At 61.5% G+C, this 14,674-nt stretch carries 13 protein-coding genes; 3 read left to right on the top strand and 10 right to left on the bottom strand.

Annotated elements, in window-relative coordinates:
• Positions 1 to 184 precede the first annotated feature (184 nt).
• From SCM96_08640 to SCM96_08595, 10 genes are all read right to left on the bottom strand, one after another.
• Positions 185 to 2,191 (bottom strand): NADH-ubiquinone oxidoreductase-F iron-sulfur binding region domain-containing protein, encoded by a 2,007-nt coding sequence (locus SCM96_08640; GenBank protein MDW7760691.1) that lies wholly within the window; start codon positions 2,189 to 2,191, stop codon positions 185 to 187.
• A 77-nt stretch (positions 2,192 to 2,268) separates the two neighbouring features.
• Positions 2,269 to 2,739 (bottom strand): NAD(P)H-dependent oxidoreductase subunit E, encoded by a 471-nt coding sequence (locus tag SCM96_08635; protein ID MDW7760690.1) that lies wholly within the window; start codon positions 2,737 to 2,739, stop codon positions 2,269 to 2,271.
• A gap of 1 nt (position 2,740) precedes the next feature.
• The gene (locus SCM96_08630; GenBank protein MDW7760689.1) at positions 2,741 to 4,045 is read right to left on the bottom strand and encodes a [Fe-Fe] hydrogenase large subunit C-terminal domain-containing protein; all 1,305 of its coding nucleotides are present in this window, start codon (positions 4,043 to 4,045) and stop codon (positions 2,741 to 2,743) included.
• Positions 4,046 to 4,057: 12 nt separating this feature from the next.
• Positions 4,058 to 4,498, bottom strand: coding sequence for an ATP-binding protein (locus SCM96_08625; GenBank protein ID MDW7760688.1), 441 nt, complete (start codon positions 4,496 to 4,498; stop codon positions 4,058 to 4,060).
• Entirely contained in the window at positions 4,495 to 4,839 is a 345-nt protein-coding gene (locus SCM96_08620; protein ID MDW7760687.1) for a DRTGG domain-containing protein, read from the bottom strand. Before SCM96_08620 ends, SCM96_08625 begins: the two co-directional genes overlap by 4 nt.
• A 1-nt stretch (position 4,840) precedes the next feature.
• Positions 4,841 to 6,256 carry an NADPH-dependent glutamate synthase gene (gltA, locus tag SCM96_08615; GenBank protein ID MDW7760686.1) on the bottom strand — a complete coding sequence of 472 codons (1,416 nt, stop codon included), beginning with the start codon at positions 6,254 to 6,256 and terminating at the stop codon, positions 4,841 to 4,843.
• A 14-nt stretch (positions 6,257 to 6,270) separates the two neighbouring features.
• Positions 6,271 to 7,104, bottom strand: a complete 834-nt coding sequence (locus tag SCM96_08610; protein ID MDW7760685.1) for a sulfide/dihydroorotate dehydrogenase-like FAD/NAD-binding protein — start codon at positions 7,102 to 7,104, stop codon at positions 6,271 to 6,273.
• Between the two features lies 1 nt (position 7,105).
• Positions 7,106 to 9,625 (bottom strand): molybdopterin-dependent oxidoreductase, encoded by a 2,520-nt coding sequence (locus SCM96_08605; protein MDW7760684.1) that lies wholly within the window; start codon positions 9,623 to 9,625, stop codon positions 7,106 to 7,108.
• Between the two features lie 13 nt (positions 9,626 to 9,638).
• A complete protein-coding gene (locus SCM96_08600; protein ID MDW7760683.1) occupies positions 9,639 to 9,965 on the bottom strand; it encodes a DRTGG domain-containing protein in 327 nt (108 codons plus the stop codon).
• Positions 9,966 to 9,983: 18 nt separating this feature from the next.
• The gene (locus tag SCM96_08595; protein MDW7760682.1) at positions 9,984 to 10,514 is read right to left on the bottom strand and encodes a hypothetical protein; all 531 of its coding nucleotides are present in this window, start codon (positions 10,512 to 10,514) and stop codon (positions 9,984 to 9,986) included.
• A gap of 526 nt (positions 10,515 to 11,040) precedes the next feature.
• Here SCM96_08595 and SCM96_08590 point away from each other — a divergent pair.
• The 3 genes from SCM96_08590 to SCM96_08580 all read left to right on the top strand — a co-directional run bounded on the left by SCM96_08590 (position 11,041) and on the right by SCM96_08580 (position 14,544).
• Positions 11,041 to 11,847, top strand: a complete 807-nt coding sequence (locus tag SCM96_08590; GenBank protein ID MDW7760681.1) for a nucleotidyltransferase domain-containing protein — start codon at positions 11,041 to 11,043, stop codon at positions 11,845 to 11,847.
• 118 nt (positions 11,848 to 11,965) lie between these two features.
• Positions 11,966 to 12,682, top strand: a complete 717-nt coding sequence (locus tag SCM96_08585) for a phage Gp37/Gp68 family protein (GenBank protein MDW7760680.1) — start codon at positions 11,966 to 11,968, stop codon at positions 12,680 to 12,682.
• Positions 12,683 to 13,071: 389 nt separating this feature from the next.
• Positions 13,072 to 14,544, top strand: coding sequence for a protein kinase (locus tag SCM96_08580; GenBank protein MDW7760679.1), 1,473 nt, complete (start codon positions 13,072 to 13,074; stop codon positions 14,542 to 14,544).
• The last annotated feature ends 130 nt before the right edge of the window (positions 14,545 to 14,674 follow it).

Raw genomic sequence — 14,674 nt, 5'->3', positions numbered from 1 at the left:
TGATCGCCAGAAGTACTCACCCGGCCACATGAAGGAAGGGCTGGAGTACATTGCCAGGGAGATCGACCGGACGAAGGTCTTCCGAATTCGCATCGAATCCATTACCGGCAAAGCCCGTTTGTGAGTTTTGACGACAATGATGCCTAAGTCTTCGGCCTGATCCGCGCTGCGCCGCACCAGCCCCCTACGAGACGATGATGATGGCCTCGCCGGCGACGGCGTCGAACTTGCACACCTCGTAACACGAGCGGCACTTGATGCACTTGCTCTGGTCGAGGTTGTGCGGCTTGGACCGCGGTCCGGTGATGGCCGCCGTCGGGCAGACCTTGACGCACATCATGCAGCCCGTGCAGCGGTCGGGGATGATGCGGAAGGTGATGAGGTCGCGGCAGACGGCCGCCGGGCAGCGCTTGTCCACGACGTGGGCGATGAACTCCGACCGGAAATACCGGAGGGCCGTGAGCGCGGGGATGGGCGCCGTCTTTCCCAGCCCGCAGAGCGAACTCGCCCGGACGATGTTCCCCAGCTTTTCCAGCCGGTCGAGGTCGGCCTCGACGGCCTTCCCCTGGGCGATCTTGTCGAGCAGTCCCACCATGTGGCGCGTTCCGACCCGGCAGGCCACGCACTTGCCGCACGACTCGCTCTGAACGAAGGCCAGGAAAGTTCGGGCGGCGTCGACCAGGCAGGCGTCGTCGTCCATGACCATGATTCCGCTCGATCCCATGATGGACCCGGCCTCCTCGAGGGCGTCGAAGTCGAGGGGGATTTCGATCTTGCTCCCGGGCAGGAAGCCTCCCGACGGACCGCCCGTCTGCACGGCCTTGAGTCCCTTCTTTCCGGGGATGCCACCGCCGATTTCGTAGATCAGGGTCGAAAGGGGCGTTCCCAGCGGCACCTCGGCGATCCCGGCGTTGGCCACCTTCCCCGTCAGGGCGAAGACCGTCGTCCCCGGGCTTGCGCCGTTGCCGTTCCCCGAGGCCGCGAATTTTTCGGCCCCCTCGGCGATGATCGTCGGGACACAGGCCAGCGTCTTGACATTGTCGATCACGGTCGGCTTGCCCCAGAGCCCCTTTTCCGCGGGATAGGGTGGCCGCGGCCGGGGCATGTTCCTCGAACCCTCGAGCGAGCTCAGAAGGGCCGTCTCCTCCCCCGAGACGAACGTCCCGCCGCCCTCGAAGATCTCGACGTCGAAATCGAATTTCGAGCCGAAGATGCCCTTGCCGAGATAGCCTTTTTTGGCGGCCTGTTCGAGGGCGACGCCCGCCCGACGCGCGGCCAGCGAATACTCCGCCCGGCAGTAGATATAACCCTGGGCCGCGCCCACGGCATAGCCGAGAAGAGCCAGCCCCTCGATCACCGTATGCGGGTCGGCCTCGAGAAGGCTCCGGTCCATGAAGGCCCCCGGGGCGCTTTCGTTGGCGTTGGCGATCACGTACTTTTCGCCGCCCGGCTGCCGCCTGCAGACGTCCCACTTGATCCAGGTCGGAAAACCGGCCCCGCCCCGGCCCCGCAACCCGGCGCGCTTGATCTTGTCGACGATCTTCTCCGGCGACATCGACGATACGGCCTTCCGCAGCGCACCGTAACCGCCCCGCTCCTCGTAATCCTCGATTCGTTCGGGATTAACGAGGCCGCAGTTCCGAAGAATGATCCGTCTCTGCTTCTTGTAGAAGACGATGTCCTCGTAGCGCGGGACGACCTCCTTCGTCACCGGGTGTTTGAAGAACAGACGCTCGACGGGACGGCCTCCATCTGAAAGGCTTGCCGCAATATCATCGGCATCGCCCGGATTGACCCGGCAGTAGAGGATACCCTTGGGCTCGACGGAGACGATCGGCCCGACCTGGCAGAAGCCGTGGCATCCGGTGAAACCGACCTCGACCTTGTCGCCGAGCCCGCGCGCGGCAACGGCCTTTTCCAGGGCCTCGCGGATGGCCGCGGATTTCAGGGACAGGCAGGTCGTGCTTTCGCAAACCAGGATGCGGGTTTTTGGCTGTGATGCTGTCTTTTTCTTTGCCCCGATCTTCGTCAGGACTTCTTTTTTTTGGCGAGCCGTTATTCTTGCGCTTGCCTCTTTCTTTTGTCTGACTTCAGTTTTCCGAGCTGCCGTGCCCTTTGGCTGGGTTTTGGCGATTGGCTTAGATTCTGTCCTTTTTCGGCTTTTGGTCTTAACCTGAATGCCGGTCTTCAACTTTGCCGCCCTAGGCTGTGTTTCGAGTTTCGATCGCGTCTCAGGTTTCTTTGTGACTGTTTTCTTCCTCTGCGGGCTCATGACTCCTCCTCGACGGGCGCAAGCGTGTCCACGAGCTTCATGAAGGTCACCCGGTTCATGCGCCCGTGGATCTCGCTGTTGACAACGACGACGGGCGCCATGGCGCAGCAGCCCAGACATCCCACGCCCTCCAGGCTGATCCGGCCGTCGGGCGCGGTCTGTCCGTCTCCGAGGTTCCGCTCGATCTTCATGCCCTCCATGAAGTTCGGCGCGCCGCTCAGGTGGCAGGCGTTCCCCAGACAGACCTGGACGTGGTATTTCCCGGGCGGCGTGAAGCGGAACTGCGGGTAGAACGAAGCCACGCCGTAGATCTCGTTTTCCGACATCCTGAGCTTTCGGGCCAAACCGGCGACCGCCTCCTCCGACAGAAATCCCTCGGCCTCGTGGGTTTTTTTCAGCAGGGGCAGAAGGCTCCTCCGCCTGTCACGGATGTCCATGCGGCTGAAATGGGACGTTGAACCCGCCATGTCAGTCTCCTCTCGCTGTTTTCTTGTAGATCGTCCTCAGGACATCGATCCGGTCGCGCGACAGAAACACGCACTCCACCGTCTCGGCCCGGTCGAGCGAGACGTCCTCGGCATGGTTCCTGCAGGACGGCGCGCCGCACAGTCCGCAGTTCAAACCCGGCAGGGTCTTCATCATCGCGTCCGCCCGCTTTTTCCGGGCCACCCGGTCGCGCAGGTCGATGTCCCGGCCTTCGACATTCCGGGGCAGAATGGGCGCCCTCAGCGAAAAATCCTCCTCGGAGAGCCGCCGGGCGATCTCGTCCCCCATCGCCTGCGACGGAAGCGACAGGCCCGAAATCAAGCGAAGGTTCCGGGTGCGGGCGACATACAGGTTCTCGACGGTCAGGTTGCCGCCGATGCAGGCGCCCTGGCAGGCGTGGCACTCCAGGAAGTCGATGTTCCGGATCTTACCCTTCTCGATGTCGTTGAAGACCTTGATGATGTCCGAAAGACCCAGGAGGGGAAGATAATGCTCCTGGGACAGGCTGGGGAACTCGCCCTCCGGCGCGCCCCAGTGAAACCACTCGGACGAGCCGTTCCCGTTCCCCGCCGGATCGTCCTCGGCCGGGCCGCGTCGCAGGATGGACAGAAGATCGTTGTATATCTCGGAGATGCCCACGGAGCCGTCCAACGAGCTTCCTCCACCCTCGGCCGGTTGAAGGATGGAGATCGTTTTCGCCTGGCAAGGAGCGATGTAGACGGCGGCGATTTCCGAGGGTTCGAGGCCCAGCTTTTTCGAATAACGGCGTTTCAGTTCGCGGGCGGCGGTCTCGCGCGGCGCGTCGACCCGGATGAGCTGATTGACCAGGGTGGGATAGGCGACCTGGACCAGGCGGACGACGACCGGGCAGGAGTTGGAGATGAGCGGGAACGGTCCGGACCAGTTCTTGACATACTTGCGGATGGCCAGGTCGATGAGCTCGATGTCGACGGCGTATTCCCAAACGGCGTCGAATCCGAGCTCGCGAAGCGCCCGGTTGACCTGGGCCGGCGCGTGCTTCAGGGGAAATTGCGTGTACAGGGCCGGCGTGACGACGGCGACCTTGTATTTGAACTTGTCGAGCTCGGCGAAGCCGACGGTCGCCGCCGCGATAGCCCCCGTCGAGCAGGCTGCAAGACACGACCCGCAGTCGATGCAGAGCTGGGGAATGACCGACGCCCGGCCCTTTTTCACCCGGATCGCCCGGGTTGGGCAGGCCCGCATGCAGGCCATGCAGCCGTGGCACTTTTCGGCCTCGATCCGAAAACCGTGCGTCAGCTCATTCATGGCCCTTTTAGCTCATCCATGTGTGTTGAGGCGGATCCGGGCGTAAACGGACGTCCCCTTTCCGACCTCGGTTTCGACCCGCAGGTCGTCGGCGTTCTTTTCCATGTTCGGAAGGCCCATGCCGAACCCGAAGCCGAGTTCCCGCATCTCGTCCGAGGCCGTCGTGAATCCTTCCTGGAAGGCCAGTTCCAGGTCGGCGATGCCCGGCCCCTCGTCGCAGATGTCGAGCTTCACCTCCTCCTCGGTGAGGACGAAGGTCAGCGTCCCCTTGTCCGCGTACATGACGACGTTCATTTCAGCCTCGAAGGCGATGACCACGGACCGCCGGATGCTTTCCGCGGGGATCCCGAGGTCGAGAAGCGTGACCTTGATCTCGCTCGAGATCTCTCCGGCCTTGTCAAAATCCCGGCCCTGGATCTCGAACGTCTCGCGCAGCAGTTCGGCGCCGGTCATGAAACCCCTTTGAGCCCCTTTCCGGACAGCACGGCGCAGATGTCGAACATGACCATGCGGGTCGCCAGGATGGGGATTTTCTTGGCCCGGGCGTATTCGAGGACCCGGGCGTCGGGCCGCTTCCCCCGGCAGTAGACGACGGCGCTGCAGCCGGCCAGATCGGCCGTGCGGACGGACTGGATGTTCGTGAGCCCCGTGACCATGAGCTCCTTCGATTTGGCAAAGGCCAGGATCTCGCTCATGCCGTCCGAGGCCACGACCGTCCGGACGTCGATCGACAGATCATCCTCCCCGACGAGAACTTCGCATTCGAGGACGTCGCGGACTTCGGAGAGTTTCATGTCACTCCTGTCCCGTCAAGTACTTGTGAATCGAGGCGGCGGCGATCCGGGCGTCGCCCATGGCGCTGATGACCGTGGCCGCGCCCCGGACGATGTCGCCGCCCGCCCAGACCCGGGCCTTGGTCGTCTTAGCCGTGGCTTCGTCGGTCACGATCCCGCCCTTGCGGCTGATTTCGAGGCCGGGCGTGGTCATGGGGATCAGCGGGTTCGGGCTGTTTCCGATGGCGATGACCACGGCGTCGGTCGGCATGAGGAAGTTCGACCCCTCGATCGGCATCGGGCGCCGCCGCCCCGAATCGTCGGGCTCTCCCAGGGCCATCTCCAGACACTCCATTTCCTTGAGCCAGCCGTGCTCGTCGCCGATCAGCCGGATGGGCAGGGTCAGAAGGTTGAAGATCACGCCCTCCTCCTCGGCGTTTTCGACCTCCTCCTCGCGGGCCGGAAGCTCGTGCCGCCCCCGCCGGTAGACGAGGTGCACTTCGTCGGCGCCCAGCCGCACGGCCGTCCGGGCGGAGTCCATGGCCACATTGCCGCCGCCGACCACCGCGACCTTGGACGGCTGCTTGATGGGTGTGTCGTATTCGGGGAAGCGAAAGCCCTTCATCAGGTTGACGCGCGTCAGGTATTCGTTGGCCGAATAGACGCCGTTCAGGTTTTCGCCCGGGATCTCCATGAACCAGGGCAGCCCCGCCCCCGAGCCGACGAACAGGGCGTCGTACTCCTCGAGAAGCTGGTCGACCGTCCGGGTCGTGCCGACGATGAAGTCCAGATGGATCTTTGCCCCCAGCCGCCGGACGTATTCCACCTCGCGCCCGACGATTGTGTTGGGAAGCCGGAACTCCGGAATTCCGTAGGTGAGGACACCGCCGCAATCGTGAAGCGCCTCGAAAATCGTCACCTCATGACCGAGAACGAGAAGGTCGTTGGCTACGGTGAGTCCGGCCGGCCCGGCCCCGACGACGGCCACCTTCTTCCCGGTCTTCGGGGCCATCTCGGGCATCTCGAGTTTTCCCGAGGCCGCCTCCCAGTCGGCAAGGAACCGTTCGAGCCGCCCGATGGAGACGGGCTCGCCCTTCTTGCCGATGACGCAGAGCTTCTCGCACTGCTCCTCCTGGGGGCAGACGCGGCCGCAGATGGCCGGAAGGGCGTTCGTCTCCTTGAGCTTGCGGATGCCCGCCGCGAAGTCGCGCGCGACGATGGCGCGGATGAAGCCGGGAATGTCGATCCCGACGGGGCAGCCGTCCCGGCAGAACGGCTTCTTGCAGTCCAGGCAGCGCCGGGCCTCCTCGACGGCCGTGTCGGGGGGATATCCGAAGGCCACCTCCTCGAAGTTCTTTCTCCGCTCCAGGTGATCCTGCTTCGGCATGGGCCGCCGCTTCAGGTCCAGGGTCTTCTTGGCCGGTTTTTCGTCATTCACGCTCGAAACCCTCCTCAAAAATGCGTGGCGCTGCTGCTCCGGCGGAGCGGGTCGATCTCCTCCGGACTGTAGCTCTTGCGCCGGGCCAGAAATTCCGCCCAGTCGATCTCATGCCCGTCGAAGTCGGGGCCGTCGACACAGGCGAACTTCATCTTGCCGCCGACCGAAAGCCGGCAGACGCCGCACATCCCCGTGCCGTCGATCATGATCGGGTTCATGTTGACGATCGTCTTCCAGCCCAGCGGCTTCGTCAGTTCGGAGGTCCGCATCAGGAGAAACGTGCAGCCGTTGACGATGACGAGATCGGGCTTGACCCCGGCCTCCTCCATCATGGCCGGCATCTTGTCGATATGGCCCTTGCGGCCCGCCGTTCCGTCACGGGTAACGACGAAGACACCGTCCGAAACCCGCCCCAGCTTTTCCTCCCAGTAGACGAGATAGGAGGAGCGGGCCTCGATGAAGGTGTAGACCTTGTTGCCCGCGGCCTTGAGCGCCCGGGCGACGGGATGGATCGAGCCGATACCGTAACAGCCCCCGACGCAGAGCGCGGTCCCGACTTTCTCGATCGGGGTCGCCTTGCCCAGCGGCCCGGCGTAGGTGGGGATTTTTCGGCCGGGTTTCAGGCGGGCCAGCTTGGCCGTCGACGCCCCGACCTGCATGAAGATCGAGGTCACGGTCCCGGCTTTCGCGTCCCAGTCGGCGACCGAAAGCGGGATGCGCTCGCCCATCTCGTCGGGCCGGACGATGACGAACTGGCCGGGCCGGATGGAGGCGGCCACGGCCGGGGCCCGGACGGTGAGCTCGTGGTGGTTGGGGACGATCATCCGCCGCTCGATCACTTCGTACATGTCATGTCTCCTTCCCGGCGCGGGCGACGTCGACCCGGACCGGATTGGCCGAAAGCCCGAAAAGCGGCCGGAGGGCCCGCCTGTGATCCAACCCGCCGAAAACGACGGGCCGCGTGACGTAGACCGCGCCCTCCGGGCATTCCGCATCCTCGACGGCAGGGCCGGAGACGGGCGCATCAAGGCTTTTGCAAGTGATGCAAATATCGCCGCCGTTTTCGACTCCCAGGCGATCGATGTCCGCCGGATTCATCCGGAATCCCTCCTCGAGCCCGAGTTCGGAAAGCCCGCCGGCTTTCGAGACGAGGTCGATCCCGCGGTGGCGGTAGCCGCCCGGCTTTGCGATGAGGGCGAAGGCGCCCTTCACAGCCGGCCCTCCGTTTTCCGCGGCCTCCGGCGCCCATGCGGACGGGGCCGCCATGCGCCGCGGCCTCCGGTTGGCTCCGGGCGGAAAGCCCGGGACATCCCTGCGGATGTCCTTGAAGACGTCGGCCGGCGTCTTGTAGCTCATCGTGTGACGGTCGAGCGATGCGGCCAGGTCGGAGAAGATCCGCCAGTCCGGCCGCATGAACCCGGTCATGGCCCCTTCCGGCGGATTTTCGACCTGGACGACCTCCTGCACCCGGCCCTCCAGGTTGACGAGGCTTCCCCCGGCTTCGGCGAACGAGGAGGCGGGTAGAAAGACGTCGAATTCGAACGGGGGAAGATAGGTGTCCTGGACGATCAGAAAATCGCAGTCCGGGCGGTCGAAAAACGGGATGTCGCCCACGAGATACAAGACCTTGGGCCGCACCTTTCCGGAGACCAGAACCGTGAAGCGGAAGTTTCCGTCCGCTCGCGCGGCGCCTTCCGGCCCGGTTTCGGGAAAAACACCGAGTTCGAGTGCGCCCCGGCTGTTGGCCCCGAAATAGAGCGGGATGAAGTTCGTCTCCGCCCTTCCGGAAAGCGTCTTTACGGCCGCGTCCAGGTCCGAGAGGTCGCCGTAGTGGAAAAGCTGGGGCCCGAGGATCACGGTGAGGCGCTTTCCGGACTTGAGGATGGAGACCGCCTGTTCGAGGTCGGCGACTTCGACCGACGCCGCATCGGCCGCGGCCTTGAGCCCTGGCCTTTTCCCGGTGAGCGCTTCGGCGACGGCCTTGAGGAGCGTGCCCTCACGTCCCGGGGACGGGCGCAGCCAGTCGTCCGTGTAGCGGGCCAGATTGCTGTCCCGGGGATCGACGGTCACGAGCCGGGCCCCGGCGTCGATCGCCTGGCGGATCTTGGTCCCGACGACGGAGAAGTCGAAGCGGCTGTCGAGCCCGGCGGCCAGGATGACGTCGGAGCGGGCGATGTCCTTGAGGGAGATCGGCAGGGAAAAGAGCCCCGCCCAGAAGCCCGGCCCTCCGGCGAGTTCCGCCCGGGCCGTCGAGTCGATGTTCGCGCTTCCGATGACCTCCCGTGTGAATTTTTGCGCCGCATAGAGGCTTTCGTTCGTGAGGTCGGGCGATGCGAGCATGGCGAAATCGCCGGGGTCGAGGCCGCGGAGTTCCCCCGCGACCCGCGAGATCGCCTCGTCCCAGGACACCTCGCGGACGAATTCGCCCTTCTTGAGAAGGGGCTTCCGGCTCCGCGAGAAATGGTGGGTCGCCTCCGGCAGGCAGAAGCGGCCCTTGAGGCAGAGCTGTCCGTCATTGACCTCGGGGTCGGCGTGGGCCTTGACCCGGGTCAGGCGGCCGCCCTTGTGGCGGAGTTCGATGCGGCAGCCGATGGCGCAGACGGGGCATGTCGAGATGTGGGCGCCGTCGGGCTTGCCCTCCCACTTGGAGGCCTTGTCGGCCAGGGCGCCCGTCGGGCAGACGTCGACGCAGGCGCCGCAGAACTCGCAGCCGGCCTCGCGGTGGCTGCGGCCGAAGGCCGGGCCGATCTTGGTCTTCGAGCCGCGGTGGGTGAAGGCCAGGATGTTGCTGCCGCGGACCTCGGCGCACATCCGGACGCAGCGGCCGCAGAGGATGCAGACGTTGTAGTCGCGGTCGTAGAAGGGGTCGTCGTGTTCGGGCTCGAAGCCGTGGTAGAGGATGGGATAGTCGATCTCCGGCATGCCGATCCGGCCGATTGCGTCCTGGAGCTCGCATTGGTCGTCGTTGGGGCAGAAGCGGCAGCCCGTCGTCACGCCGGCCTTGCGGATGGTCGTCTGGTAGCCGCGGCAGGCGGCGCTCTCGTCGCAGATGAGGCAGCTCGAGGGGTGCTCGCTGAGGATGAGCTTGAGCATCTCCCGGCGGTTTTCCCGGAGGGCCGGCGATTCCGTCCGGACCTTCATGCCTTCCGCGGCCGGGGTGCTGCAGGAGAGAGGGAAGCCGGGCAGGCCCTCGATCTCCACCATGCACAGCCGGCATCCGCCGAACGGCGAGAGGTCCTTGTGGGAGCAGAGCGAGGAAATGGAGACGCCGTTGATCTCGGCCGCCCGGAGGACGGTTGCGCCCTCGGGGAAGGCGGCCGGCCGCCCGTCGAATTCCATGGTCAGGGTGCGTGGCTCGGTGCGGGCCATGGTCGTCCGGCGGTCAGCGGATGCCGAGCTCGTAGAGCTTCTTGGCCAGGGTCCAGGTGTCGTCGGGCGACCCGAAGAGGGCGATCTTGGCCCGGTCGGCCAGGGCCACGACGTCCTCGGGGGGCTTTTTATTGCGGGAATAGACGATGGCGGCGACGTCGACGAGGTTGGCCGCCGCGATGAGGTTCTTGTGGGTCTGGAGGGTGATGAGAAGGTTGCCCTCCTTGATGCCGATGATGTCGCTCACCATGTCGGAGATGTAGACGCCCCGGATGTCCTTGTCGGGGTGCCGGTTGAAGGCCGCAAGTCCGAGTTTTTCGGAAAGTTCGGAGATTTTCATGGCTGATCCTTCCTTTTCTCAGTAGAGTTCGGTCAAGCCGGTGTCCGCGAGGACGATCCCCTGGCAGGTGTCCACGGATTTCCGGAGGCGGCACGGCACGACGAGGATTTTCTTTTCGGGGTCGTCGAGCCCGGCGTTGAAGTATTCGTTGAGGGCCCGGATGCTGTCCTCCGAGACGCATTCGTCGGAGATGTGGGAGGAGTCGGCGCAGAGGGCGACGTAGACCCAGGTTCGGCCGTCGGGGCCGCCCGCTCCGGCCTGGTAGACGCCGCACTCCGGGTCGCACTTCCAGCAGAGCATCAGGGCCATGAGTTCTTTGAGGGCGACCTCCTTTCCGCACAGGCGGCACCTGAGGTCGAACTTTGAGGCCTGGGAGCTTCCCAGGTAGCTCCAGAAATGCGGCCCCTCGTGGTAGTCGTCGATGGGTGGGACGGGCTCCTCGGAGAAGAAGGAGGTGCGGTTCCGGCAGTGGAAACAGCCCTCCGTGACGAGGTATCCGCCGCGGATGTTGACCATGTCCCAATGATGACGGCATGCGGTCGCGGTCATAACGCCTCCGTTCCGAAGCCGGATTAGGATGGGAGGTGCATAGTTCGCACTTTTCCCTTGTGTGCTTTTCCCAGTCTGCGGTTTGGACTATATCAAAGCCAAAAAAAACTTGTCAAGGATTTTTTGTGGACGAATGTTTGGTTGACATGCCGTAGAGTGCCATCTTGTTCAGCAACATTTCCTCTTCTTCTTGACTTGTCCGGCCGACCGAAATGCGAACTGCACACCAAGATAAGGACGCGATGTGACAACGGAAATTTCTGTCGATCCGGCCCCCGATTCCGGTCGATCCGGCCGCTTTCTTGACATTTCTCTTCGGATTGATAAATCTAGGTCTTTGAGGAGAAGCGGCGTGTCACGTGAAGGCAATCCTTCATTCTGGAGTTCGGGCGTCGTGAACGCGGCGCCCTAAACACCGGTTGGGGAGCCTCTCACTACGTGAGCATCGGCGGCGATACGTACAGCGAGGCGATCATTATTATTGTCGCATGGGAGAATGGAAAAGCCTTGATACGTGAGGTTGAGTTTGAGCGGCCATGAATCGGTGAGGGATAAGCTCTTCAACAGAGTCAAGAACGGGCTTGACCGGATAGAGGCGGAAGAGTCCGTACGGGTCTTGTACGCTTGCGAGTCGGGGAGCCGAGCTTGGGGATTCGAGTCGGCGGATAGCGATTACGATGTCCGCTTCATCTATTTGCGGCCCGTGGATTGGTACCTCACGATCCGGAAGAAACGGGATGTCATCGAGAGGCCGCCGGCCGATGGTTTGGACATCTCCGGATGGGACCTCCTCAAAGCCCTTGAAATGCTCCGCAAGTCCAATCCTCCCCTTTTGGAATGGCTTCAGTCGCCCATCGTCTACCGCGAGGTCGGCACCGCCGCTTCCCAACTGCGGGAGTTGATTGCCGAGTATTATGCTCCCATCTCTTGCATGTACCACTACTTGCACATGGCTCAAGGGAATTATCGGCAGTATCTCCAAGGTGACACCGTTTGGGTCAAGAAGTATTTCTATGTTCTTCGTCCTGTTCTGGCGTGCATGTGGATCGAGTCGGGTTATGGAGTGGTTCCCATGGAATTCTCGATTCTTGTCGAGCGTCTCCTCCCGGCCGGTCCTCTTCGAGAAGCGATAGAGGCCTTGGTTGCACGGAAGAAAGCCGGACATGAACTTGACAAAGGCCCAAGAATCCCGGCGATATCGGACTTTTTGGATGACCGGCTTTCCCGAATATCTGCAGCCCGCGAGAGGCCGTCGCGCACGAGAGACACGGAACGGCTGGATTCTCTGTTCGTTGCTCTCCTGCTGGAGACATACGGAAACAGGATCGAATAAGGGCGAAAAAATTCATTCTGCGATGAATCTATTCTTCTTGACTGGCCCGGTCGCCCGAAATATTGTTCATCCATTCCACGCTAAGGACGCGATGTGATAACGGGGGAATACATAAGTCATGAGTGCAACGAAAATTGAATGGACGGAGGCAACTTGGAACCCCGCAACAGGATGCTCAAAAATATCTCCCGGCTGCCTCAACTGCTATGCGGAGCGTATGGCAAAACGCCTTCAAGCGATGGGACAACGCAACTACCGTGACAGATTCGCAGTGCGGACACACCTCCACATGCTGGAGTTGCCATTGAAATGGGCGAAACCCCGCATGGTTTTCGTTAATTCCATGGGCGACTTGTTTCACGAGAGAGTACCGGACAGCTTTATACGCCGTGTCTTCGAGGTCATGGGAAACACGCCTCGACACACTTATCAAATTCTCACCAAGCGAGCTGATCGTTTGAGCAAGGTTGCTTCGAAGCTCCCGTGGCATAGAAATGTGTGGATGGGGGTCACGGTGGAAGACAATGACCGGCTTGGCCGGGTCAGACGGCTCAGAGACATCCCTTCGGAAGTAAAGTTTCTTTCTATTGAGCCTTTGCTCGGCCCTCTGCCGGGCCTTGATCTCGCCGGGATCGATTGGGTTATTGTCGGCGGCGAATCCGGCCCCGGCGCGCGCCCAATGAAGCAAAGCTGGGTCATTGAAATCCGCAACGCCTGCCTACAAAAGAATGTGCCCTTCTTCTTTAAACAATGGGGCGGGAAGAGAAAAAAGACTTCCGGCAGGGTTCTTGAGGGCAGCATCTGGAACCAGATGCCCCAACAATATTCGTCATAGAGCCCTACTCTCCTTGACTTGCCCCGCTCCCCGATATACCATTCATCCACACCAAGATAAGGGCGCGATGTGATAATGGGGGCAAACAGATTATTAAGCACCGTCGCCATCTGCTCCCGCCTACGAATTCCGACGATCTCGGCCACCCTTTCCGAAAAAACCGCTACAAGTGGCCGGCTTCGTCTCGGAATAGGTGGCCGACTTCCCTCGGAATGGGTGGCCGGATTCAGTCGGAATGCCCGGCCGAGTTGCGTCGGAATACTCACCCGCCCTCGTTCCCACTCACTCCCGCGCACTCGCCCTCGCTTCATCCCTCGCCCCCAACCCCAGCCTTACCCCCATCAATTCACGAGAAAACCCCTTGCACTCAGAAAAACTGGGAGTGAAGTGTGAGAGCAACCTTCCCGACCGTTGGAGCAGTAGTGCCGGGCCCTTCTGATGCGGGCGATCTTCGTCTTGTCGAAGTGCTGGGCGCAGGTGCTTTCGGCATTGTGTTTAGAGCCGAAGGAGAAAAGGGAGATATCTATGCAGTAAAGTTCCTACAGGCTGGGCTACTAGCTACGCAATCAGAGCGGCAGACCCTCTTCAATGAGGTGCTGGCGGGCAGCCAAGTTAGCCATCCGAATGTCTTGCAAGTGTTTATGCTCGGTCAGGAAGGTGCGTTTCCGCCGTACGTCGTAACTGAGTTTGCGAATAACGGGACTCTATTCCGCAAAATCGAAGATGCGAGAAATTTGAATCTTCCGTTTACCCTCGAAGTCATTAAACATTGGTGCCTTGACATTGCTGCGGGCATGGAGGCGATCAACTCAAAGGTTTTGCACCGCGATTTGAAACCCGACAACATTCTCTTTGTTGACAATACGCTTAAGATCGCTGACTTCGGTCTAGCAAAACTTGTGGGCGCAGCTACGCGTAGCGTGACTTTCAAGGGTGGCCAGCACGTCCTTTACATGGCTCCTGAGGGTTGGGAAGGAAAGAGCAACACGATCCAACTCGATATGTACTCAGCCGGAATAGTCTTCTTTGAAATCGCTACTCTTAAGTACCCATATACCATTCCAACCACGGGCGAACTTGACCAATTCCGAAGGATGCACGTCCTTAATGCGCCGATGGACGCCCGATCCCTCCGTCCAGACTTGCCACGTCGCTTTGATGAAGTTCTCGCACGCCTACTCGAGAAGCGCCCAGACCGACGGTACGAATCCTGGGCGGCTGTAACTGCTGCGCTTACGGCTGCCTTCGATAGAGAGGCTGCGACACTAGCCGCACCTGTTAGCCCGCTTCTCGAAGAGGCATCAAAACGGCATCACGAGGCTACTGAACGTCGCTTACGGGAGGAAGCTGAAGTCCGGAAGGCCGATGAGGAGGCTGAAATCGATGCCAAACAAGAGGGAGAAATAATTCGACTTATTGAAGACTCGGTCAAACGATTTAATGATTCCACCGAAGGGCCGAAGGCGTCCCTTGTGAGGGAGACGGGCGGATGGCGGATTCATTTTCCATACGCCGCGGCAGCAAAGATCAGTTTCTTTGCTGCATATCCACCGCTCAAGATCCCGCCCTTTGAAGTACGACATATGGCTCTGCTAGAAGACACTAATGGTTGTGGGTTTAATCTTCTGTTGAGACGGCGTGCTGGGGATATTTATGGCGAGTGGGTAGTCTGCCGAGTGCGCACTAACCCGCTCACTGATTCTGCATATCGAAACTGCAAGTATTTCGGCTTGGATTCGAAAAATGCAGAACACATTGAACGGGGGCTTAGGGCCATGCACATCTACATCCCCGAGGTGACACTTGATGTAGATGTAAAAATAGAAGAGTTTCTCAGATCGCTCTATAGGACTTCTATATGAGGCTCTCTCTCAAGTTGCTACCTGGCCGTCCGGATTGGCGACAATATCGGAGATCTCAGGGTTTCCTATACGGATTTTACCGAGATCGTTTATTGGAGAGGTCGGGCCTCGGCGCAATTGATGCCCATCA

The sequence above is a fragment of the Acidobacteriota bacterium genome, from assembly GCA_033549365.1.
Lineage (GTDB): Bacteria > Acidobacteriota > Aminicenantia > Aminicenantales > Saccharicenantaceae > JAWSUF01.
This window is presented reverse-complemented; position numbering and strand designations above follow the sequence as displayed.

Coding starts and splice junctions, on each gene's coding strand:
- SCM96_08600 (MDW7760683.1), bottom strand. CDS start 9,965: ATGAAAATCTCCGAACTTTCCGAAAAACTCGGACTTGCGGCCTTCAAC.
- SCM96_08595 (MDW7760682.1), bottom strand. CDS start 10,514: ATGACCGCGACCGCATGCCGTCATCATTGGGACATGGTCAACATCCGC.
- SCM96_08635 (MDW7760690.1), bottom strand. CDS start 2,739: ATGGCGGGTTCAACGTCCCATTTCAGCCGCATGGACATCCGTGACAGG.
- SCM96_08605 (MDW7760684.1), bottom strand. CDS start 9,625: ATGGCCCGCACCGAGCCACGCACCCTGACCATGGAATTCGACGGGCGG.
- SCM96_08610 (MDW7760685.1), bottom strand. CDS start 7,104: ATGTACGAAGTGATCGAGCGGCGGATGATCGTCCCCAACCACCACGAG.
- SCM96_08620 (MDW7760687.1), bottom strand. CDS start 4,839: ATGAAACTCTCCGAAGTCCGCGACGTCCTCGAATGCGAAGTTCTCGTC.
- SCM96_08630 (MDW7760689.1), bottom strand. CDS start 4,045: ATGAATGAGCTGACGCACGGTTTTCGGATCGAGGCCGAAAAGTGCCAC.
- SCM96_08585 (MDW7760680.1), top strand. CDS start 11,966: ATGAGTGCAACGAAAATTGAATGGACGGAGGCAACTTGGAACCCCGCA.
- SCM96_08625 (MDW7760688.1), bottom strand. CDS start 4,498: ATGACCGGCGCCGAACTGCTGCGCGAGACGTTCGAGATCCAGGGCCGG.